This is a genomic window from Shewanella sp. UCD-KL21 (genome assembly GCF_001957135.1).
Lineage (GTDB): Bacteria > Pseudomonadota > Gammaproteobacteria > Enterobacterales > Shewanellaceae > Shewanella.
In genome coordinates this window covers 291,463-312,294 of sequence record NZ_MPHK01000002.1, presented here as the reverse complement: position 1 = coordinate 312,294, position 20,832 = coordinate 291,463, and the positions used below count along the sequence as shown (strand labels likewise).

The 20,832-nt window shown below is 41.9% G+C and carries 21 protein-coding genes; 8 read left to right on the top strand and 13 right to left on the bottom strand.

The window, feature by feature from the left end; translation table 11 throughout:
• Window positions 1-103: 103 nt before the first annotated feature.
• Window positions 104-877, bottom strand: coding sequence for a Zn-ribbon-containing protein (locus BM739_RS03280; protein WP_076537219.1), 774 nt, complete (start codon window positions 875-877; stop codon window positions 104-106).
• A 44-nt stretch (window positions 878-921) separates the two neighbouring features.
• Window positions 922-1,254: a hypothetical protein gene (locus tag BM739_RS03275; RefSeq protein ID WP_076537217.1), complete on the bottom strand. Its 333-nt coding sequence runs from the start codon at window positions 1,252-1,254 to the stop codon at window positions 922-924.
• Between the two features lie 191 nt (window positions 1,255-1,445).
• On the opposite strand from BM739_RS03275, the gene BM739_RS03270 reads away from it, so the two are divergent.
• The gene (locus BM739_RS03270) at window positions 1,446-1,832 is read left to right on the top strand and encodes a DUF3192 domain-containing protein (protein WP_139326807.1); all 387 of its coding nucleotides are present in this window, start codon (window positions 1,446-1,448) and stop codon (window positions 1,830-1,832) included.
• Here the strand turns inward: BM739_RS03270 and BM739_RS03265 are convergent.
• Window positions 1,829-2,059 (bottom strand): DUF2789 domain-containing protein, encoded by a 231-nt coding sequence (locus BM739_RS03265; protein WP_076537213.1) that lies wholly within the window; start codon window positions 2,057-2,059, stop codon window positions 1,829-1,831. The genes BM739_RS03270 and BM739_RS03265 overlap by 4 nt on opposite strands.
• 165 nt (window positions 2,060-2,224) lie before the next feature.
• Between BM739_RS03265 and BM739_RS03260 the strand changes: the two genes are divergently transcribed.
• Both BM739_RS03260 and BM739_RS03255 read left to right on the top strand, forming a co-directional pair.
• Window positions 2,225-2,860 carry a GNAT family N-acetyltransferase gene (locus BM739_RS03260; RefSeq protein ID WP_076537345.1) on the top strand — a complete coding sequence of 212 codons (636 nt, stop codon included), beginning with the start codon at window positions 2,225-2,227 and terminating at the stop codon, window positions 2,858-2,860.
• 3 nt (window positions 2,861-2,863) lie between these two features.
• Complete coding sequence (locus BM739_RS03255; RefSeq protein WP_076537211.1) at window positions 2,864-3,178, top strand: DUF962 domain-containing protein; 315 nt, start codon at window positions 2,864-2,866, stop codon at window positions 3,176-3,178.
• Between the two features lie 1,597 nt (window positions 3,179-4,775).
• Here BM739_RS03255 and BM739_RS03250 read toward each other — a convergent pair.
• Window positions 4,776-5,162 carry a DUF3301 domain-containing protein gene (locus BM739_RS03250; protein ID WP_076537209.1) on the bottom strand — a complete coding sequence of 129 codons (387 nt, stop codon included), beginning with the start codon at window positions 5,160-5,162 and terminating at the stop codon, window positions 4,776-4,778.
• Window positions 5,159-6,187 (bottom strand): DUF3549 family protein, encoded by a 1,029-nt coding sequence (locus BM739_RS03245; RefSeq protein WP_076537207.1) that lies wholly within the window; start codon window positions 6,185-6,187, stop codon window positions 5,159-5,161. Before BM739_RS03245 ends, BM739_RS03250 begins: the two co-directional genes overlap by 4 nt.
• Before the next feature lie 119 nt (window positions 6,188-6,306).
• On the opposite strand from BM739_RS03245, the gene BM739_RS03240 reads away from it, so the two are divergent.
• The 5 genes from BM739_RS03240 (at window position 6,307) to purU (ending at window position 10,872) form a co-directional block, all read left to right on the top strand.
• Window positions 6,307-6,624, top strand: a complete 318-nt coding sequence (locus BM739_RS03240) for a YqcC family protein (RefSeq protein WP_076537205.1) — start codon at window positions 6,307-6,309, stop codon at window positions 6,622-6,624.
• A gap of 1 nt (window position 6,625) precedes the next feature.
• Window positions 6,626-7,471, top strand: a complete 846-nt coding sequence (truC, locus tag BM739_RS03235) for a tRNA pseudouridine(65) synthase TruC (RefSeq protein WP_076537203.1) — start codon at window positions 6,626-6,628, stop codon at window positions 7,469-7,471.
• Between the two features lie 439 nt (window positions 7,472-7,910).
• Window positions 7,911-8,375 (top strand): flavodoxin, encoded by a 465-nt coding sequence (locus BM739_RS03225; RefSeq protein ID WP_076537199.1) that lies wholly within the window; start codon window positions 7,911-7,913, stop codon window positions 8,373-8,375.
• On the top strand, window positions 8,327-9,799 hold the full coding sequence (locus BM739_RS03220; protein WP_076537197.1) for a PTS transporter subunit EIIC: 1,473 nt from the start codon (window positions 8,327-8,329) through the stop codon (window positions 9,797-9,799). Before BM739_RS03225 ends, BM739_RS03220 begins: the two co-directional genes overlap by 49 nt.
• A gap of 200 nt (window positions 9,800-9,999) precedes the next feature.
• Window positions 10,000-10,872 (top strand): formyltetrahydrofolate deformylase, encoded by an 873-nt coding sequence (gene purU, locus BM739_RS03215; RefSeq protein ID WP_076537195.1) that lies wholly within the window; start codon window positions 10,000-10,002, stop codon window positions 10,870-10,872.
• Between the two features lie 104 nt (window positions 10,873-10,976).
• Here the strand turns inward: purU and BM739_RS03210 are convergent, their stop codons facing one another.
• The 8 genes from BM739_RS03210 to BM739_RS03175 form a co-directional block, all read right to left on the bottom strand.
• On the bottom strand, window positions 10,977-11,312 hold the full coding sequence (locus tag BM739_RS03210) for a rhodanese-like domain-containing protein (RefSeq protein WP_083698051.1): 336 nt from the start codon (window positions 11,310-11,312) through the stop codon (window positions 10,977-10,979).
• 95 nt (window positions 11,313-11,407) lie between these two features.
• The gene (locus BM739_RS03205) at window positions 11,408-11,617 is read right to left on the bottom strand and encodes a DUF2892 domain-containing protein (RefSeq protein ID WP_076537191.1); all 210 of its coding nucleotides are present in this window, start codon (window positions 11,615-11,617) and stop codon (window positions 11,408-11,410) included.
• A gap of 22 nt (window positions 11,618-11,639) precedes the next feature.
• On the bottom strand, window positions 11,640-14,903 hold the full coding sequence (locus BM739_RS03200; RefSeq protein WP_076537189.1) for an efflux RND transporter permease subunit: 3,264 nt from the start codon (window positions 14,901-14,903) through the stop codon (window positions 11,640-11,642).
• A 3-nt stretch (window positions 14,904-14,906) separates the two neighbouring features.
• Entirely contained in the window at window positions 14,907-15,980 is a 1,074-nt protein-coding gene (locus BM739_RS03195; protein WP_076537187.1) for an efflux RND transporter periplasmic adaptor subunit, read from the bottom strand.
• Window positions 15,981-16,195: 215 nt separating this feature from the next.
• Window positions 16,196-17,467 (bottom strand): OmpP1/FadL family transporter, encoded by a 1,272-nt coding sequence (locus BM739_RS03190; protein ID WP_076537185.1) that lies wholly within the window; start codon window positions 17,465-17,467, stop codon window positions 16,196-16,198.
• A 404-nt stretch (window positions 17,468-17,871) separates the two neighbouring features.
• Window positions 17,872-19,323 (bottom strand): sodium/proline symporter PutP, encoded by a 1,452-nt coding sequence (gene putP, locus BM739_RS03185; RefSeq protein ID WP_076537183.1) that lies wholly within the window; start codon window positions 19,321-19,323, stop codon window positions 17,872-17,874.
• 197 nt (window positions 19,324-19,520) lie between these two features.
• Entirely contained in the window at window positions 19,521-20,225 is a 705-nt protein-coding gene (locus tag BM739_RS03180) for a DUF3379 domain-containing protein (RefSeq protein WP_076537181.1), read from the bottom strand.
• Window positions 20,218-20,781: a sigma-70 family RNA polymerase sigma factor gene (locus BM739_RS03175; protein WP_076537179.1), complete on the bottom strand. Its 564-nt coding sequence runs from the start codon at window positions 20,779-20,781 to the stop codon at window positions 20,218-20,220. The genes BM739_RS03180 and BM739_RS03175 overlap by 8 nt, the downstream gene beginning before the upstream one ends.
• Window positions 20,782-20,832 lie beyond the last annotated feature (51 nt).

The window sequence follows — 20,832 nt, the reverse complement described above, 5'->3', positions numbered from 1 at the left end:
GTAGCGTATTTTTGCCTCAAGACAGCTTTGGGGCGGCGATTTAAAACCTCCGAATATGAGTGAAATATATTCGGAGATCCAGAACTTCAATTCAGCGCATTATTTACTGATGATCCCATGAGATATTCGACACAATTCTGCATGGTTCACATCTGAAGTGAAACATATCCAATAATGGCTCATCCAATAACCACTCTTTTGAGCCACAGCGTGGACAGGCGCGGTCTTTTTCAGACTGTAAACTTTCACCACCAACGCGATAGAGATAATAGTAAGTCGGAATTTTGGTGATAAATTCAATTCTGCCGCGAATATCCCAGCCGCGTCTAAATAAATCACTTTTATGGCTAGTCAGTTCTTCTAACGCTGCAAATTCGGCTTTGGTTGCCGCCGCCATTTGCAGTTCATCACAAGCTTGCCACTCTGTTTGCCAGCGAATAACTCGCTTATGGTCGCCATTAAAGCTTGCTGGAATTTGATATAGTGGAATAGGAAGAAGGTTGTCGCCACTTCTTAATGGTGAGCACATATGTACATAACTGGTGTAAAGCACCTGCCAGCTGGGAGTGTCGACATTACTTTGCTCTGAATTGATATCTTGGCCGATAAACTTGTCACGTGGCGCCAATAACTTTGCTTCAGTTAGCATAGTTAATGCTTGTTTGACCCATGGGCTGTTGTTACGGGCTGATAAACTGTTTTTTTCAGGTATTAATAGCCTGACTTTAAACTCACCTTCATTAAATGCGACAGCAAACTCTCTTCCTAATACTTGGCCATTGGCTCTGAGTGCTTCTAGAAAGTTATTAATGGCTTTTTCTGCTGCGGTGATAGTGGTATCGGCGAAACATTCAAATCTGAGTTCAGTGACAAACATGGTTTTCCGTTTTTAGCTGGTTAAATGTATTGATGATGTGGTGCTTAACGTTCTAATTGTGCAATTCGTTTTTCAAGTGCTGCTATCTTTAGGGCAAATTCACTTTCGACAGCGTCAAATTTAGCCTGCCACTTTTGTTCTAGCGCCGTTAATGGGTCTTGAGCCGTTTCAGTATTAGCTGGCTGTATCATCGCTGCTAAATCGGGTAAGTCTTGCCATTGCTCTTTGGGGATGGCTTTAAATTGCTGCAAACCCTGAATAAGCGTTGGCATGGCTATCCGCGTACCTAATTTACCTTTTATTAGCGCTAATGTTGGCGTATGACCAGCTACAGCAATGGATTTTGCCGCAGCAAGGACTTGTTCAATTGGACTCATAATTAGTGAAAATCCTTAAATATCGGTAGTGAGATTACTCAAAAAGTGAGATGTAATTTTAAATAGGTAATAAAATCAATGCTTTAACTTTTGGCACACTTTTAGCTTAATCGGTATTGAGAACAGTATAACTTACTCTGAAAAACAGTTTCAGTAGAAATTACATTAGAACCATTTGAAAGGGATGTATTATGAAAGCAAAATTGGGTGCAGCATTAATTATGGCTATAGCGGCGACTTCACTAACTGGTTGCGTATTGAATGTGGGCGATCACGAAGGTAAGCGTAGTGATTCATATTGGCAAAAACAACAAGAAACTAATCGTAACAACTTAGCGAAACTTTCAATCGGCATGGCAAAAGATCAAGTCACCATTTTAATGGGAACGGCTGATTTTAGTGAGGCCTATGTGACCCAAGCAGATGCACAAAGTCCGAAGAAAGAAGTTCAAGTGTTTTTCTACCGTACTCAATGGAGTAAAGGTGACGGCAAAACCACAAAAAGTGAATGTACCCCAGTTGTAATAAGTGACAACAAATTAGTGGGTTGGGGTGAAACTGCTTACCAAAACATTTAATTTCTTAATAAAACGTCCAGTTGGTCTATTAATTCAGACCACTGGCCGTCTTGATGTAAGGCTTCTTCAATAAAGTGTCTTTGCGATTCTGACCAAAATTCAGCCTGTGCAATGGTGCTATTTTTAGCCAGTTTATGCTGTTCGATAAACTGGTTAATATCTTCCTTAGATGAACTTAACCCTAATTGCTGAAATAAGTGTTCAAAGGTAGTGGTTGTTGTGTCCATGAGCTTTCACCATGTGTGAATGATCTATCTTTACTAAGATTAGGTGACCCTATTTAAATTGCAATATGTTTCAAAGTTGTTAAGTTGAGACTATCAACTGCATTAGTTAAGAGTGACATCATGGAAAACAACACTTTGACCCCGAAAACTCAAGCTGCGCCGTCTTTGGATGAACAAACGAGCGATCAACCTAAAGCGGTTTATTTGACTGCGGAAGATCTAAGAGTTGCGGCATCGATTATTTATAATGCCTATCATGATGATCCATTTTTTATTGAAGCCTTAGCCACCGCTAATCAAGCCAATTATGAACAAAAACTGCGGGCAGCAATCAGAGAAGAGCTCACCGAGTTATGGCAACAGGAGCAACCATTAATTGGTTGGTTTGAAGGCAAACGTCTCATCGGTGTTGCCTGTGTTATCACCCATCAAGTACCGCTTGGTGAAAGTCGTTACTGGCACTGGCGTTTAAAAATGGTACTCGGCACTGGCTGGAGCTCAACTCAAGCATTTATCAAAAAAGAACATACCATCTTAGAAAGTTTACCGAGTAAGCAATACGGTATTTTACAATTTATCGCTTTGACCCCTAATGAGCAGAGAAAAGGCAATGGGGCAAAACTAATTCAAGCAGTTTTGAGTTGGTGCGATGAGCAGTTAGAGCTCGATGGTGTGGGGGTATTCGTTAACAATGATAAACATGCAGTGCTTTTTATTGGTGAAGGTTTTAGCCATTTGTCTGATCAAACCATTGGCTCTGTTGATGGTGAGATCTTAATTTATCAAAGTAAATCGGAGTAATAAATGGCTGATAAACAGTATCAAGACTTTAAGTCGTTTTATCCTTTCTACTTATCACAACATCAAAACGCCACATGTCGGCGCTTACATTACCTTGGTTCTGGACTGATAGTGCTATTGCTGTTGGTGACTCTAGTTAGCCAGCAATGGTGGCAACTATTATTGCTCCCCGTCATTGGTTATGGGTTTGCATGGATTGGTCACTTTGTATTTGAAAAAAACAAACCCGCTACTTTTGAATACCCGTTATACAGTTTGCTCGCCGACTGGGTGATGTTTGCACAAATGTTAAAAAAGCTATTCCTCTCAAAGTCATAAACAAGGCAAGTTTCACTTTGGCGTGTAAGACTTATCTCACATAGCCTGTAAGTTATCTAACTTTTGTCTGTATGTATTCTCTAGCTGAATTTGATTTTTATTCATAAAAACATTGCCTTAAGTTTTTGGGTTTGTTTTTGTGACCGTAACTTATTGGTTTGTTCGTAAATGGGTTATTTTCTCGTTAACGAATTTAGCTAAAATAATTTCATCAAGTCGCAACATAAATAGAACAGGATGTTTTGTTTAAAATTGCACTTATGATGAATAGTCATGTAGTTATCCCATAAACCTTTGGGCGTTAATTTCAGGATGAGATAGCAATTAAAGGGATGGGGCTGATTGTTCATTGAGGTATTTAAGCGAGTCACTCTCAATACTTACCTCAAAATATGAATTCAGGACGAAGTCAGGACACGCTCAAGGAAAGGGCATAAGCTCAGTTATGGATAACTGAAACTAGGATGAACCTTCATCAGGATGATGACGGATTGCAGGACGCAGCATACCAGGATGGTAATCTAGGAGTAAAACTGTCAGTCAAAGGGATCGACTGTTCAAAGGATTGAAAGCTCAAGTATTCAGCAACTGGCAAGAATACAAGGATATTGAGTAACAGGGAATAAAGGGAGCAGGGAGCAAATAATCGCATGGATGGAGCAGGGAAGCACAATTTAGCCGGATAAGCTAACAGAGCGTAAAATAGGCGCAATCCTAATTCATTAGGGTTGCGCTTTTTACATTCCAGAAATACAAATGTTAAATATGTGAATTGTCTGCAACCATTAACTTCCCTAACTGCTAGGGTGTTTGTGCGATATATCTCACAAGAGCTGTAAGCCTTGTCGCATTTGAAACGCGCCTTAAATCAGGTTTATTTTAAAGTTGTTGTTTTTATTGGTTTTAATTTAAAGCTTGCTGGTTTGGTAGTGTTGCCACTTTGTAATTGCACTGTAATGTGAATACTTATGACTTACCTGTTGAACTATAATAGATACCAAGAAAGCAAATATGCACAGGAAGTGCTTAAGTTGTATTAACAGGATTATAAGTAAAGTGTTTTCTGCTCTACAGTGACTTTTAACTCAACGCAAAATGTACGCTATGGATAGTGGCATGGTTAAAAGGTTAGTGAAAACGGAGTTCACTAATACCCCATCACTGCAGTTTATGGATATAAGCGACTTTATTTAGATTGAAGGACATCAATTAAGGGATTTACGCCATAAGGGATTTATGGTGAATGCATTGGATGCAATAACTTGATTAAAGGATGTCATGGAAGAACACCAAGGATGAATTAAGGACACGCTTAAGGATATGAGCAGGCTCGGTCAATGGATAATCGAGTAACATGGAAAGTACTTAAGTGTACAAGGAATATCAAGGATTGAATAAGGATAGCGCTCGGAGCAAGTAAGACGCATGGATGGTGCAGGGAGCACAACAATAGCTGGATGGCTTAACAAAAGTACAAGAGACCGCGGCAATGATTTGTCGCGGTCTTTCTTTTGGCTAACGTTTAATAAATAACGATTTTCTAGTAAGAAATGATTTATGCAGTATGGCTTAGCTATTGAGTCGATAAGCCAATAAATTACTTACACTTTCCGGAGTTGCAGCTAGATGCGCCGCCACAACCACCAAACTTACCTTTTGCCATCGGCGCATCCATCCACTCTGGCTCTGGGAAAATAGGCCAATTTATTTTTTCTATTTTTTTACCATGCATTTGGATATGTGCGCGATATTGATTCATGCCATCGGTGCTAAATTCAAACAAAAATTTAGCACGCCAACAAAGGCCAGTAGTCCCACCCAGGCTAGGCCTTGCTGACTCCATCGCGATAGCAAGTAGTTGTACTTTTTGCTTACCGCAGGCGCTTTCAGCATACTTGCGGCTAATTTCTGCCATTTGTCGTAATTGCCAAAAGAATGCGGCCACAACCACGACTGCTACGATTAAAATAAAATCTGACATCATTGGCTTAGTGCCTTAAATAAACCGCCAATAGCCGCTGATAATTTTTCACTTCGTTCGGTATTTCTTAGTTCAAGCAGCAGCGGCTGGCGTAAACTCGGTATAGACACGATATCAGCAAATACTTGGTTAAAGAAGATTTGTGGCTGATTTGCCAAGACTTCTAGATAAAGTTTGCGAGTTTGGTCATCTTTTAAGGCTATCCAGTTTCTGGCTGCAATGGTGATCAACAGGTTTTCATCAAGTTGTTGGTAATTAACCAATTGCTTAATGGCCTTTTGAGTTAACTCAGCTTGTGAAGCAAGGGCTCTAAGATAGATATGCTTATGCTCCACTGGCGCTTGAGATAACTTATCAAACAAGGTTTGTGCAAGCTCTGCATCAATAGTGACATGCTCTAAGCATTGGCAAATAGCTGCTTGAACTTCAACTGGCGCAAATTCAAAAGCGGCATTAATTTCTGCGGCATGGTTATGTTGATCTAGGCGGACACAGATGTCGGCAATGCCCTGAAGGCCAAGTTGCTGCCAAGAGTCGTCGACTTTCTTTGGGCTTGCGAGTAGCGCGGCAAAGTAGTTGGCGGCAAATTGATATTGCGCTGATGGTTGCTGGCTTAATTGACGTTTCACTAAGGCATTAAATAGCGCTAGCTTTTCTTGGCTAGGCTTGAAGCTAAAAGGGTGATTAGCATAGCGCTCTTGTTCTTCATCACTTAATGCTTTGGTTGGATCTTGCCCTAGTGCTTCTAAGATCATTTTGATGAACTGGCTACGCTGGGCTGGTGATAACAAGCCTTGCTCATCCAGTGGCAGTTTTAAAAACCAAATGAAAGGCGGCTGCGCCTCGCGCCAAAATACGATAGCAAATTGTGCATGTCCTTGGATTGGAAAAGGATAAGGGGTTTTTAATGCTTCAATTTGATTAAACAACATCATATCGATGTTTTCGACTCTGCGGCCTAAATCATAAACCTGAAATTGAGTATTAGCGGTGTCTAAAAATTCACTTAGGGTTTCGAGTTGTGTCATGGTGTTTTTATATAGCGATTAACTTGCGCGTATTATAGGGTTAACTGCCTCCTGATGATATAATTAGTCGCATAAACAATCGTGTTATTTCAAACTTGTGTGAGCGATAAATCACAGTTATGCCGTATATTAAAACAGAGCAATACTTAATTCAGATAGAACAAAAACTTAAAGATGCAAACCTTTGGTCTTCGACTAAACCTTCTGCTGAAGCACTTGCTAGCCGTTCTCCTTTTGCCTGCGATACCATGGGGTTTGAACAATGGTTGCAGTTTATTTTTATCCCTAAGATGCAACAGCTTATGAGTATGAAGCAGGCTTTACCGACTCAAATAGCCTTAGCCCCTATGGCGGCACATGTGTGGAGTCAGCGTGATGAACTTAATCCTTTGATAGGTTTATTGGCTGAGTTAGATACCTTTTTAAGTGAGCAATAACATGACTGATGATGAATATTTCGGTGACAAAGAAGATGCAGCGAGCCTTCAAGCTGAAACACTACTCGCCGAGGGGGTTGAAGATGAAACACCGCCAGAGTTAGAAATTCTTTTTGAAGATGAGCATCTGGTGGTTATTCACAAACCAGCTGGTTTGTTGGTTCACCGCAGTTACCTTGCTAGAAAGGAACGCTTTTTTGCGATGCAGCTGACTCGAGATTTAGTCGGTTGCCATGTGTTTCCGGTGCACAGATTAGATAGACCCACATCAGGTGTGTTAGTTTTTGCCAAAAGCAGTGAAGTTGCCAGAGCGCTTTGTGAGCAGTTTGAACATCATCAAGTGACGAAAGAATATATCGCTTTGGTTCGAGGCAATATGCATGAGGCGGGCCGGTTAGATTACGCTTTAAAAGTAGAACTAGATGATGTTGCCGACAAAAAGGCCAATAAAGATAAGCCTGCACAAGAAGCGGTAACAGATTATAAGCCGTTAATGAATGCAGAAATCCCATATAGTTCAGGGCGTTACCCCAGTAGCCGCTTTTGCTTAATTAATCTTACGCCGCAAACGGGCCGTAAACATCAATTAAGACGACATATGGCGCATTTACGTCATCCTATTATTGGCGATACCACCCATGGTGATGGCAAGCAGAATAAGTTTTTTAGATCGCACTTTGAGATAAATCGTTTATGGCTTATCGCTAAGTCAATTCGTTTTACTCATCCTGTGACCTTAGAGAAAATGCATATAGAAACAGAATTGGAGCAAGAATGGCTGACGATATTTGAGCAGTTTGGCTGGGATGATGGGCTTGATTGCTCAGCACCTATGGATATTGCTTAGTAGGCTATAAAAATTCTTACGTAAAAACTATCACGTAATAATAAGTTACGTAAGAATCTTAAGGATAAATCCAAGTACTTGGTAAGTGCGCTTATTAAGTACTTTGTTTCAAAGGGGTTTTATTGTGTTTTAACAATAATGCCTTCAATTTCTCGAACTCATCAATTTTTGCAAGTGGCTCGCTAGTATCTTGTTGTTCACATCTAAAGTAAAAGTTTCGCCTAATATGGGCGGCCTTATGCTGGAGTTTGAACAATCTATGCCGGTTGGCTTGGCGCATAACAATAACCTTAACGTTTAGATAAGTTGTTACTTTTGTTTGTATTTCATACTTGCAGCCCAGCGCTGGAATGCAGTATGGTGAAGCTATTAACTCAAATTAGTCAGCATTTAAGCTGTAATAATCAATGCAGTCAGTGAGCTTGGGGAAAAGTATATCATGGATAAAGTTAATATAGTGTTCGGAACAGTATATGGAAGTGCACAATTTGTTGCTGAAACATTAACCGATAAGATTGCACAATTGAATTTTAATACCCAATTGTTTCAGCCAACAGAGCTATTGGGCTATGTTCCAGCAGAAGATGAGTTACTGATCATAGTGACCTCAACCACAGGTCACGGTGACTTACCTGAAGATATTGCGCCATGGTTTAACGAGTTGCGCTCAGTAGCGCCATATTTGCCTAAGCTTAACTACAGCGTTATTGCCCTGGGTGATTCAAGCTATGAAACATTCTGCGGCGCCGGAAAACAATTTGATGAACTGCTTACTGAACTCGGTGCAACCAGTATCACGCCGCGCCTTGAAATCGATGCCTGTGAAACCATGGAGCCAGAAACTGAAGCCACACAATGGATAACAACTTGGCAAACCGCAGTAACCCAGTCGCAAGACAGTTAAGGTTATTAAGCCAGCGGTGGTTTAAATTTGCTCAGCGTCTCAGTCAGGCGCTGTTAATTCCCATCGCCATTTTACCCGCAGCTGGCGTCATGCTTGGGCTTTCTGCCAATCCTCTGCCTTTTATCCCCAGTGAACTTGCCATTATTTTCTCCGCTGTTGGCAATCTTATTTTCTCGATGATGCCTTTACTGTTTGCCGTTGCTATTGCCATTGGCTTTTGTAAAGACCAAGGTATTGCCGCATTTGTCGCAGTTTTTGGCTTTGGCGTTTATATTTCAAGCCTTGGCGCAATGACAACCCTTTATCACTTACCCTCGAGGCCTATTTGGGGGATTGAGACAATGGATACCGGAATTGCTGGTGGTGTGCTCATTGGCGCGCTGACTTGTTTGGTGGTGCGATTAAGTGAAAATGTAAAACTGCCAGCGGTGTTCTCATTTTTTGAAGGCCATCGCAGTGCAGCCTTGCTCATTATTCCATTTTCCATGCTGATGGCGTTCATCTTAGCGTTTATTTGGCCCACACTGGCCTATAAAATCGATTCTTTATCCTTATGGGCTGTATACCAAGAGCCTGCTGTCGCCTTTGGTGTTTATGGCGCCATTGAACGATTACTTATCCCATTGGGGCTACACCACATTTGGAACGTGCCCTTTTACTTGGAAGTGGGACAATACTTACACGAAGGTAAAATCGTTAAGGGCGAAATTGCTCGATACCTTGCAGGAGATCCTGCTGCGGGTAATTTTGCTGGGGGTTATTTAATTAAAATGTGGGGGCTCCCTGCAGCTGCATTGGCTATTTGGCGTAGCGCGGATAAATCTGAACGCAATCGCGTTGCCGGAATTATGCTGTCAGCCGCAACCGCAAGTTGGTTAACTGGGATCACCGAACCCATTGAATTTGCCTTTATGTTTGTGGCGCCGATATTGTTTTTAATTCACGCCATTCTGACAGGTGTGGCCTATAGCGTTTGTGTTTTGCTTGAAGTAAAACACAGTGTGGTGTTTTCCCACGGCCTGATTGATTTCAGTTTGTTGTTTGCTCAATCAAGTAATACTCAGTGGATTTGGTTTTTAGGGCCGTTAACGGCTTTTATTTACTACTTCATTTTTAGAGTCAGTATTGTAGCATTTAACTTAAAAACCCCTGGGCGGTTAGATGCTGATGGTCACGGCAATAAAGAAAGCCTCCGCGCGATGATCAGCGCCCTTGGAGGTGCTGACAATATTGTTGAATTAAATGCTTGTTTAACCCGCTTACGCATTTCAGTCGTGAACCCAAAACTTGTCGATAAACCCAGATTGATGCGCTTAGGCGCGAAAGGGGTGATCAAAGTGGGGCGTGGAGTGCAGGTTGTATTTGGCACTAAGGCAGAAAGTTTACGCAAACTACTGCAAAAGTATTTAGATACCCGCAAGTGATTATTAAAACCTTATTAATAGCGGTGATTATTTGATTATTTAATAATTGAGTTGCCATAAAAGCATGTATTGTTGATATATTTGGCTTTTTAATTACATCTCATATAAAAGCTGTGTTAAAAGTAAATCATTGTTTTTAGCTCGCTGCCTTTTATTTAAATGTAAATGTCATCGATTTAACTTTTGTGAGCCAATAGTTTATGAAGTCAAAAAGTCATTCTGTGGAACAGTCATCAAGCCTACAACGAAAAATTCTAATCACTGATTGTGAAGATGCAAAAGGCCTAATCGCTAAAATTACTGGGGTGTGTTTTGCCCATCAGCTTAATATTATTAAAAACACCGAATTTGTCGATCATGAGCAAGGGCGCTTTTTTATGCGTACTGTGCTTGAAGGGCAAATTAATGACCAGCAGTTATTAGCCGACTTAACTGAGGTCTTGCCTCTACAAAATCACATGAAGCTGGTGGATGCAGGCCGAAAACGTATTGTCATTTTAGTCACCAAAGAAGCCCACTGTTTAGGTGATATTTTAATGAAGTCCTATTATGGCGGCTTAGATGTTGAAATCGCCGCGGTGGTAGGTAATTACGATGTGTTGCAAGGCTTAACTGAAAAGTTTGATATACCTTTTCATCATGTAAGCCATGTTGATTTAGACCGAGCCCAGCACGAGCAAGCGATGCTTGAGGTGATAAAAACCTATAATGCAGATTACATTGTATTGGCAAAATATATGCGAATTTTAACCCCTGAGTTTGTCGCCGAGTTTCCCAATACCATTATCAATATTCATCACTCATTTTTACCGGCATTTATTGGCGCCTCACCTTATCGTCAAGCGTGGGAACGTGGGGTGAAAATCATTGGTGCGACAGCGCATTTTGTCAATAATTGCTTAGATGAAGGGCCGATTATCAAACAAGACGTGATTAATGTTGATCATAGTTTCAGCGCAGAAGAACTCGCTCATAATGGCCGCGATGTTGAAAAAAGCGTGCTGAGTAAAGCCCTGCAGCTTGTGCTTGATGAACAAGTGGTAGTCTATGGTAACAAAACCGTCGTTTTTTAGAGTTTTAGCCTTTTAACAAAGTAACAAAAAGGTCTGTCAGAGTTATCTGGCAGACCTTTTTTATATCCAATAAGGGCTTATCTAAGTGAAAACGATAAAACGCGTTATTGCTTATTTGCTGATAAGGTAGCAACGCCGCCACCGTTATAAGTTTGAGTGTAGCCTGCTGCCACTAACTCATCGTTGGCAATACCGCTTCTGCGGCCGCTGCGGCAATACAATACGATGGCTGTGTCTTTGGCAATATTTTGTTTATTGAGCTCGTTAAGGGCGATATTAAAGGGAATATTAATCGCGCCCTCAAGGTGGCCTGCGGCAAACTCTTCAGCAGTTCTCACATCCAATATCATCGCACCCTTGTTTATTTTGTCCCATGCCACAACAGGATTCATATCTTGGGCAACGCTGATTTTACTCATCATTAATGCCATTAAGCACATGGTGAGCAGACTGAGAGCTTTAACAGCTTGAATAGTAAGTTTATTGCAATCTAATGGCTGCACTTAGGCTCCTTATTGATATTTGTGTTGCAATGCTACTGAGTTGCTTTTTCTGCTTCGGTTTTTAGGCCAAATTTTTTCATCACCATAGCGGCAGGACAAAAACCAGTAAAAGCACTTTGGAATAGATTAGCACCAACAAATGCGGTCAGCCAAATAAAATGGTGACTGACGGTAGCGGTAAGCACTAAAGATAACAGCACCATAAAGCCGGCAAAAGCCATAATTGATCTTTCAATAGACATAAGTAACTCCTTAAAGGTTAGATTAGTTGTGGATCCCTTGGCGGTTTTTCATTACTGCGTAATACAGCACTGGGATAACGACCAAGGTTAAAATAGTTGAAATAAATATCCCGAAAATAAGGCTGATTGCTAGCCCACTAAAAATCGGATCATCGATGATAAATAGTGCACCAATCATGGCGGCAAAGGCCGTTAACATAATCGGTTTGGCGCGCACTGCGGCGGCGTTGATCACGGCTTGTTCAAACGGCACACCTTCGGTTGCCTGTTGATGGATAAAATCAACCAGCAAAATCGAGTTTCGCACGATAATACCGGCCAGCGCGATCATGCCTATCATCGATGGGGCGGTGAATTGCGCTCCGAGTATTGCGTGTCCTGGCATGACCCCAATAATGGTTAATGGAATGGGCGCCATAATAATCAGCGGCACGGTATAAGACTTAAATTGTGCGACCACTAATAAGTAAATCGCAATCATACCCACCGCATAAGCAATGCCCATATCGCGGAAGGTTTCATAAGTAATTTTCCACTCGCCATCCCATAGTACGGCAACTTCATCTAAGCCGTCGGGTTGATTGGCAAAGTATTGGCTCATTGGGTATGCTGCTTCACCACTTTCTTGCTCATGGTTTATTTGGCCTACCATATCAAACATGCCATACAAAGGGCTGCCTGTCGGACCTGCCATATCGGCAACCACCATGATCATGGGTACCATATTTTTATGGATAATCGTGGTATCAATGCTGGTTTGTTTAATTGAAGCTACATCAGCAAGGGTGACCATTGCCCCTGAGGCTGAAGGGATTTTTAATAACATCACCTGATGCATATCCACCTTGGCGGCTTCATCAAGCTGCAGCCTGATAGGCGTTGGCAGGTGCAAGTTACTCTGATAAAGGTAACTGGCATCTTTACCATCAATTGCCGCTTGAATGGTATTAACAATACTTGAGTAAGCCACCCCAGCAATTGCAGCGCGATTACGATCAATACTCACTTGCCATTTGCTTTGCTGTGCAGGTAAATAAATATCCACATCTACAACGTGTTCAGTTTGCTGAAAACGGCTCATTAAATCGTTAGCAGCGTGTTCGCGCAGCGCTGTGGTTGGTGCGTAAACTTCAGCCACAATCGGTGACCATACTGGTGGCCCTGGAGGCACTTCAACAATTTTTATATTGGCATTGTAGGCGACGCCAATGGCTTGCAAAGGCTCTCTCACTGACATAGCAATATCATGGCTGTTTCTATCACGTTCTGACTTTTCAACCAGATTGACTTGAATATCAGCCACCTCTTGGCTTTCACGTAAAAAGTAATGTCTCACTAGGCCGTTAAAGTTCATTGGCGAGTGGGTGCCTGCATACAACTGCAAGTGTTCAACTTCTACAACAGTCGTCAGATAAAGTCCAAGCTCTTGTAGTAGCTTTTGATTTTTCTCAAATGGCGTGCCTTCAGGTAGATCAATGATGACCTGAAACTCTGATTTATTATCAAAAGGCAGCATCTTAAGCACAACGGCTTGCATGAAGGGTAATGACACCGCGAGTGCGATTAACAGCACAATGCCTAACGCCATGGCTTTACGCGCCTTACTGGCATGTTCACCGTCAAGAAATGGTTTCATGATGAAAGTGAAAAAGCTCAGTAATTTAGTTGAGGCGGTTTCTGTATGGGGTTGCTCACTTAGGTCACTGCTGGTGTTACCTCGGTGAGCTTTGGCATTAAGCCATTTATTACTCAGCCATGGCGTCATCACAAAAGCAATCAACAATGAGATAAGCATGCCCATACTGGCATTGATGGGAATAGGGCTCATGTAAGGCCCCATTAAGCCTGAAACAAACGCCATTGGCAGTAATGCCGCAATAACGGTGAAGGTGGCCAAAATTGTCGGCCCGCCCACTTCATCCACAGCCTGTGGGATTAATTCCGTGAGCGGTTTATTACTCATCGCCATATGACGGTGAATGTTTTCTACCACGACAATGGCGTCATCCACTAAGATCCCAATTGAAAATATCAGTGCAAACAATGAAATACGGTTAAGGGTAAAGCCCCATGCCCATGAGGCAAATAATGTCAGCGCTAAGGTAATGATAATCGCGACGCCAACAATGGCTGACTCGCGGGCGCCCATGGTTAATAGCACCAATATCACCACTGCGGCGGTGGCAAAGATTAATTTAAATATCAGTGTGCTGGCTTTTTCGCCTGCAGTCGCGCCATAGTTACGGGATACGGCGACATTAACGTTATCAGGAATAAGTAAGTTATCGAGTTTGGCAACTTTTTCTGTAATTAAGTTGGCAATATCTACCGCGTTCTCACCGGCTTGCTTACCAATGGCAATGGTCACAGCAGGGAATTGACCTTGCTGATTAGCATGCCAAACTTGCTGCTTTTGAATATCGCTTTTTAAAGTGATATCAGCAACATCAGCTAAATAAACTACCTTGGCGCTGGCTGGCTCAGTGATTGAGTTATTAGCAGGCACTACTTTGATAACCAAGTTTTTTAGATCGTCAATGGACTCTAAAAACTGCCCAGTTTGAACTTTAATCTCTTGATTATTTTGGGTTAATGAACCTGTTGTTGAGACGGAATTATTACTGTTTAGCACTTGCTCAATTTGTTCAATCGTGATCCCAAAGCTATTTAGCTTACTAGGATCTAAGCGAACATTGGCAATAAGCTCATGCCTGCCTTGAGAATAGATCTCACGGGTGCCTGGGATACGTTTTAGTTCAGTTTCTAGTACCGTAGCGACTTTAGTCAGTTGCTCAGGGTTCATGGTGGGATCATCTGACCATAAGGTGAGGCCAAAAATCGGTACGTCATCAATACCGCGAGGTTTTATCAGCGGCTCACCAATACCAGCAGCTTGATTGAATTTATCAAGGTTGGAATAAATTTTATTGTATAAATCGACAACAGCTTGCTCTCGAGGAATGCCCACTTTGAAGATGGCAATGATTAAGGCGCCGTCAGGCTGTGAGAATGAATAAAGGGTATCAACACCTTTAATTTCTGAAATGATTTTTTCGGCTGGTAAGGTAACCTGATTAGCGACTTGTGTAGGAGTTGCACCTGGATAGGGGATAAACACATCAGCAAAGGTGACATCAATTTGCGGCTCTTCTTCTTTAGGGGTTATGAGCACGGCAAATAAGCCGAGTAGTAATGCCAAAATAGCCAGTAAAGGGGTGATAGCACTGGTTTGAAAGTTCTTAGCAATGGTGCCAGAAATACCTAAACGAGGTTCTGAATTAGCCATGAACTACTCCTTACTTTGGTTAGCTGCGCGCAGTAACACGTAGCGACTGGCGTTAAGGATAATTTCATCACCTTTATCAAGACCTGATAACACTTCAACGGTTTGCTGTTGCTTGTCAATTTTTCCGAGGCGAATTTGCGTTAACAAGGTGTGCTGACCCACTTTTCGGTACACGCCATCCAGATCATTGACCTGATAAAGGGCACTTAAGGGAATAACCACCACGTTACTGGTTTTAACGGGCACCGCGATTTTAACCCATTGGCCGGTGAGTGCTTGAGGATGACTAAAGTTAACTCTTACTTGGTGCTGGTGACTGTTGGCATCGGCAAATTGGTAAACATTGATATCGTTGCTGATAACTTTGTCACCATTGGTTAAGGTTAATTCAAGCTGTTTAGCTGCTTTAAGGTTGGCTAAGTAACGAGAGGGGACATTAAAAGTGGCGCGTAACTCTCGGGTATCAAAACCGGAAAATAATGGCTGACCATATGAAATGGTTTCACCGAGTTCAATAAAGCGTTCAGTTACTCGGCCTTCAAATGGCGCAGAAACCACAGTGTAATTTAAACTTTGTTTTGCTTTATTAAGCTGAGCTTTAGCCGCAGATACTGCTTGCTTACTGGATTTAGCATTGGCGGTTGCCTCATCCATTTGCCCTTGAGATATGGCTCCTTGAGGAAACAAGGCCGCATAACGAGTCAGTGTTGCTTGGGCTTCAAAGTTCATGGCTTCTGAACTGGCAAGCTGAGCTTCTGCCGCGTTAAATTCTGCGGTTTGCTCATCACTGGTAATCTCAAGTAAAGATGCGCCCGCGGCAACCACATCATTGACATCATAATTAACCTGAATAATGCGCCCTGAGGTTTGTGCTGACACGGTAGCGGCTTTAATCGCTTCCACTTGTCCATCAATGATTATCGATGAAACAGACTCTGTTTCAGTAACGGTTAGGGTATCAAAAGCTTTATCGGTTTTTAGTTTGTCTGTATCAGCTATAGCGCTATAGCTAACAATAGCCAGCAAAGTAGGTATTACTGCACTAAATAAAGATAAGCGTTTGTGAAAGGTTGCCATGTTCCACCTCAAAAATTTATTCATGAGAAAATTCTAATGGACTTTAGTATTAAGCGCAATTCATTTATGAGAAAAATCTAATGAAAGTATAGCAGATATAAAAAAACCATCGATGGAGCATCGATGGTTTTTTTAATTATCAACTGTTTTAGTGATACAGAATAAGTTTAAATTACTCAATCTGTTTCAGGCAGTCTGTTTAAGTCACTGTCTGCTTAAAAAGTGTAGTTATACTGCAAAGAGTAGTAGTTAGCACCAGACTCAGTATAAGCGCTTACAGGGCCGACTAGCTCACTGGTTTCAATTACATGTACTTTCTCGCCAGCCACTAGGGTGTAACCGAAATCAATGCTTGATTTTTCATTGATATGGTAGCTAAAACCTGCTGAATACCAAGTACGGTCTGAATCAGGAATAGAAAGTGATGATACTTCACCGACTACACCTTGGTCTTTAGCAATACCCGCTCTAACGGTCCATTTATCATTGATGTCGTATGTTGCCCCCAAGCTTAAGAACCAAGAGTTTTCCCAGTTATAATGCTTGAGGATATGGCTGTCTGTACCATTTTCACCGTCAGTAAGCTCGATGTTGTCGAAATTACTCCAGTTAGTCCACTGGGCAGTGTAATGGATAGCAAACTTGTCAGTTAACTGATGGAAACCTGCAAGTTGGGCAATATCAGCTAAAGGAATATCAATTTCACCAAAGTTTTCAGCTGCAAATGGAGGGTTATAAGCAATATCACCTGACGCCTTCATATTAGGGCTCTTACGGTAGCTTAAACCAATTCTGTTATTTTCGTTGATTTCGTAGGCTAGACCCACAATTGCGCCAAAACCCCAGCCATCAGCATCAATATCAACAAGGTTTAATGGTATTTCACCAAAAACAGGAACAGTGAAATCACCTTGTCGAGTTAATGTGCCCATGCCTTTTATGGCATCAATACCTAGACCAAGGCTTAGAGAGTCATTAATACGGTACGAGACACTGGCATTAAAGTTGATGGTAGTAACTTCTGTATTACCTAATAAGTCAATTGGGGTATTGAATTCGTGACCTGAATTGAGTGGGGCTAAATCAGTACCAGTACCGTAGTTACTGAATGCTGCAATACCAAAAGCCCATTTATCATTAATCGGGTTGATGTAATAAAAGCTTGGGATAGGCTTACCTTCAGCAGCATTATCCATAGCGCCTAAATATTGACCATCACTAGAACCATCACCAATTATGGCATCAGTCACTTCAACATTCACATCAGCATAAGTACCAACAACCGAAATTGCTGTCTTATCAAATAATGCCATTGCCGCTGGGTTACGTGCTAATACAGATGCATTATCAGCAATGATGGCATCACCCGCCATTGCGCGGCCTAAACCGGTTGCAGACTGGCTGTTGAGTTGAAAACCCGCTGCGAATGTTTGAGTACTTGCTAAAGCTACAGCTGCAGCAAGGAGTGTCTTGTTGAATTTAGTCATATTTATTGCTCATCTTTATTGTCGCATATGCATGAATACTGCATGTGTTCATATCACTGCCACTTATATTTGAGCGCATCTTAGGTAACACGGGTAAGCTGTACAACTCCGACCAGTGGTTTTTAGTGTTGTATTTTTGTTAATGCTTTGAGTGGTTAAATATGGTTGTGAGAAGATCTTGCAAACTTTTATGGAGGTTAATGTCGTAATTTCAGTAGTTTGAGTTCAGTTTCATAATGATAATTTTGTTGGGTTACTGTAATTGCGATTTGTGGTCAGGGTTGCTTTTTAGCTAACACCCGTACGCTGAATTTAGAATCTTTACTCTAGAAATGAGCCTGTCGACTTATCGTTATTAACAATTAAGTCGACAGGTATTTACCGTGGGTTAACCTTGTAAAGCACTAAAGAGACTGGCGAAAGGCCTTGAATGAGGCCACAGACTCTGTGCTTGCAGGAAATAGCTTACTGAATAAGATACCTGACAATGAGGCGAGCAAAAATCCTGGGACAATTTCGTACAAGTCAAAAATACCACCAGTGAGTTGCTTCCAGACAACCACGGTCACAGCACCGACAACAATTGTTGCTACAGCGCCGTTACGGCTATATTGCTGCCAAAATAGTGATAGCAATACCACAGGTCCAAATGCGGCGCCAAAGCCTGCCCAAGCGTAGCTCACTAACCCTAGGACACTGCTTTCAGGATTAAGTGCAATGACTGCGGCCACAATAGCAATGGCGATAACCCCAAAACGGCCCACTAGCATTAACTCTTTATTGCTCGCATCGGGTTTAATCCATTTGCGATAAAAGTCTTCAGTTATCACGCTTGAACAAACTAAAAGTTGTGAATCAATGGTGCTCATGATTGCAGATAAAATTGCGGCGATTAATAAGCCGCCAATCCATGGATTAAACGCAGCATGGGCAAGGTGAATAAATACAGTTTCGGGGTTATCTAGGGGAGTGTCGGCAAAATACAAGGTACCAGCGATCCCCGTTGCTAGTGCGCCAATCAGAGAAATAACCATCCAACTCATAGCAATGCGACGTGATACCTGAATGTCTTTAGCGCTGCCAATGGCCATAAAACGCGATAAAATATGCGGTTGACCAAAATAACCTAAGCCCCAAGCCAGTAATGAGACTAAGCCGATAACAGTGGTGTTCTCACTGAAAAATGACAGCATGGCTGGGTCGAGTTGTTGTAGGTTCTCTTGGGTTTCAGGTTGGCTGAAGATGGCAATTGGGACAATCAGTAATGCCACTAACATTAAACAGCCTTGGAAAAAGTCAGTCCAACTGACGGCAAAGAAGCCGCCAACAAAGGTGTAGGATACGATGATCACCGAGCCAATAATCAGTGCTAAGGTGTAATCTAGGCCAAATACTTTTTCAAATAATATGGCGCCGCCAACCATACCTGATGAGGTATAAAAGGTGAAAAAGACTAAGATGGTGACCGCAGCAACCATTTTTAATACGCCTTGGTTATCATGAAAGCGATTTTCAAAAAAGTCAGGCAATGTCAGCGAGTTGTCAGCCAGTTCAGTATAAATGCGTAAACGTTTGGCGACAAAAAGCCAGTTAAGCCAAGCACCGAATATCAGTCCAAAACCAATCCAAGCTTCACCTAAGCCGCCTAAATACACTGCACCGGGTAAGCCAAGCAATAACCAACCTGACATATCAGATGCACCCACACTTAAGGCGGTGACAGCAGGGCCCATTTTTCGGCCACCCAAAATATAGTCGTCAACGGTATCTGTTTTACGATAAGCCCAGTAGCCAATCCCCATCATTAACGCGAGGTAGCCTATAAAAGTGATTAGAATGGGGGTTTCTATGGTCATGATACTTCCGTATTTTTATTATTGTGGCGCATATGCTAGCAGATGTATGAGCTAGTGCACAATTTAGGAAGTAAATTTGATGTGATAACAAACAGTCAATGAGTTTACATTGACTGTTTGTTGGTTAATTGATATATGCAGGTTAATTGATACGTGCAGGTTAATTGATAGGTGTCGGTTACAGTTTGTGACTATAGCTAGATGAAGGTTTGCTCTATTTCAGATTTAACAAACTGCAGATCCTTAGCTTGCTCTGCCACTAACATGATGAATGCCCCAGCTGTTTGAAAGCCCAAGCCCTGATAGTGTTGATCTGCAAAAGTTTCTTCGGTGACCATTCTATTTTCAGCTGGGACAATAAACAGGGTGACTTTACCGTTTTGGCCTTCCATTACTAAGTGTAAACTTTTAACTCCTTGGAAATCACAATAGGAGGTATAAAACACTTTTCCGGGCTGTTGAATGAATTTGGCGTTTTCTAACCCGCCAATACCTGCCAGTTTAAAGTTAACATCTTTAAAGCCAACATTTTGATCAACCAGCAAGGATTTGGGTTCATGGTAAACATGAGCGAGCGCATGTTCAGCTAGGTCAACCGGGGCAAACTTTAACATGCTGAAACTTAGACCGATGACGAGTGCCACTGAGGCTGCCATGGCCATTAAATAACGGCTATGCTTTTTTTGCTCCTGATGCTTAATCAGTTGTTGGCGCAATAATAACTTATCAGCTAAATCATTGGGCACATCAATATTCAGCGCATGGGAGAGCTTACTGTCTAATGTTTTGAGTTCACTGACTAATTTCGCATCAGACTCAGACGCAGCTATTTGTGCTAAGAAATCTTCATCTTGGCTGTTGGGGTCGTCATAGGCATGGCGACGAAATTGTAGATCATCCATTTGATTGACCTCTAACTTCAGGAGACTCTAAAGCGTCTTTTAATTGATTACGGGCACGAAATAATCGCGTCATGACGGTGTTTCTGTTCAGCTCAAGTAAATCAGCAATTTCTTCACCACTAAAACCACCAATGAGCTGCAATAGTAATGGCTCTCGATATTCAATCTCTAATAAGCCGATTTGTTTACGTAGCCAGTATTGCTCAGTTTGTTCTTCTGTGGTGGATGACTTGTCATCTTCGAGCAACTCTTGCTCTACATCACTGTAGTCAAATTGTTTGCGTTCGAAACGGCGGGCATTCTCACGACGTAAGATAGTGATCAGCCATGCTTTTGCGGCTTTATCATCTTTTAGCGAGTCAAGAGCACGCCATGCACGTAAAAAAGTTTCTTGGGTGACGTCTTCAGCAACATGTTTATCGCCGATGAGCCAATAGGCATATCGGAAGATATCTGCGTGAAGTGCCCGGACGAGGCTGTCGTATCGTCGCTGTTTAGTTAACATGTCAGATATGACCGTGGGTTCGGACTTTTTATTTCGCAAGCTATCGAACATTTTTATCTTTTTGTTAAAAATATTATGCTCGATAGCTTAAAAGGTTACAGA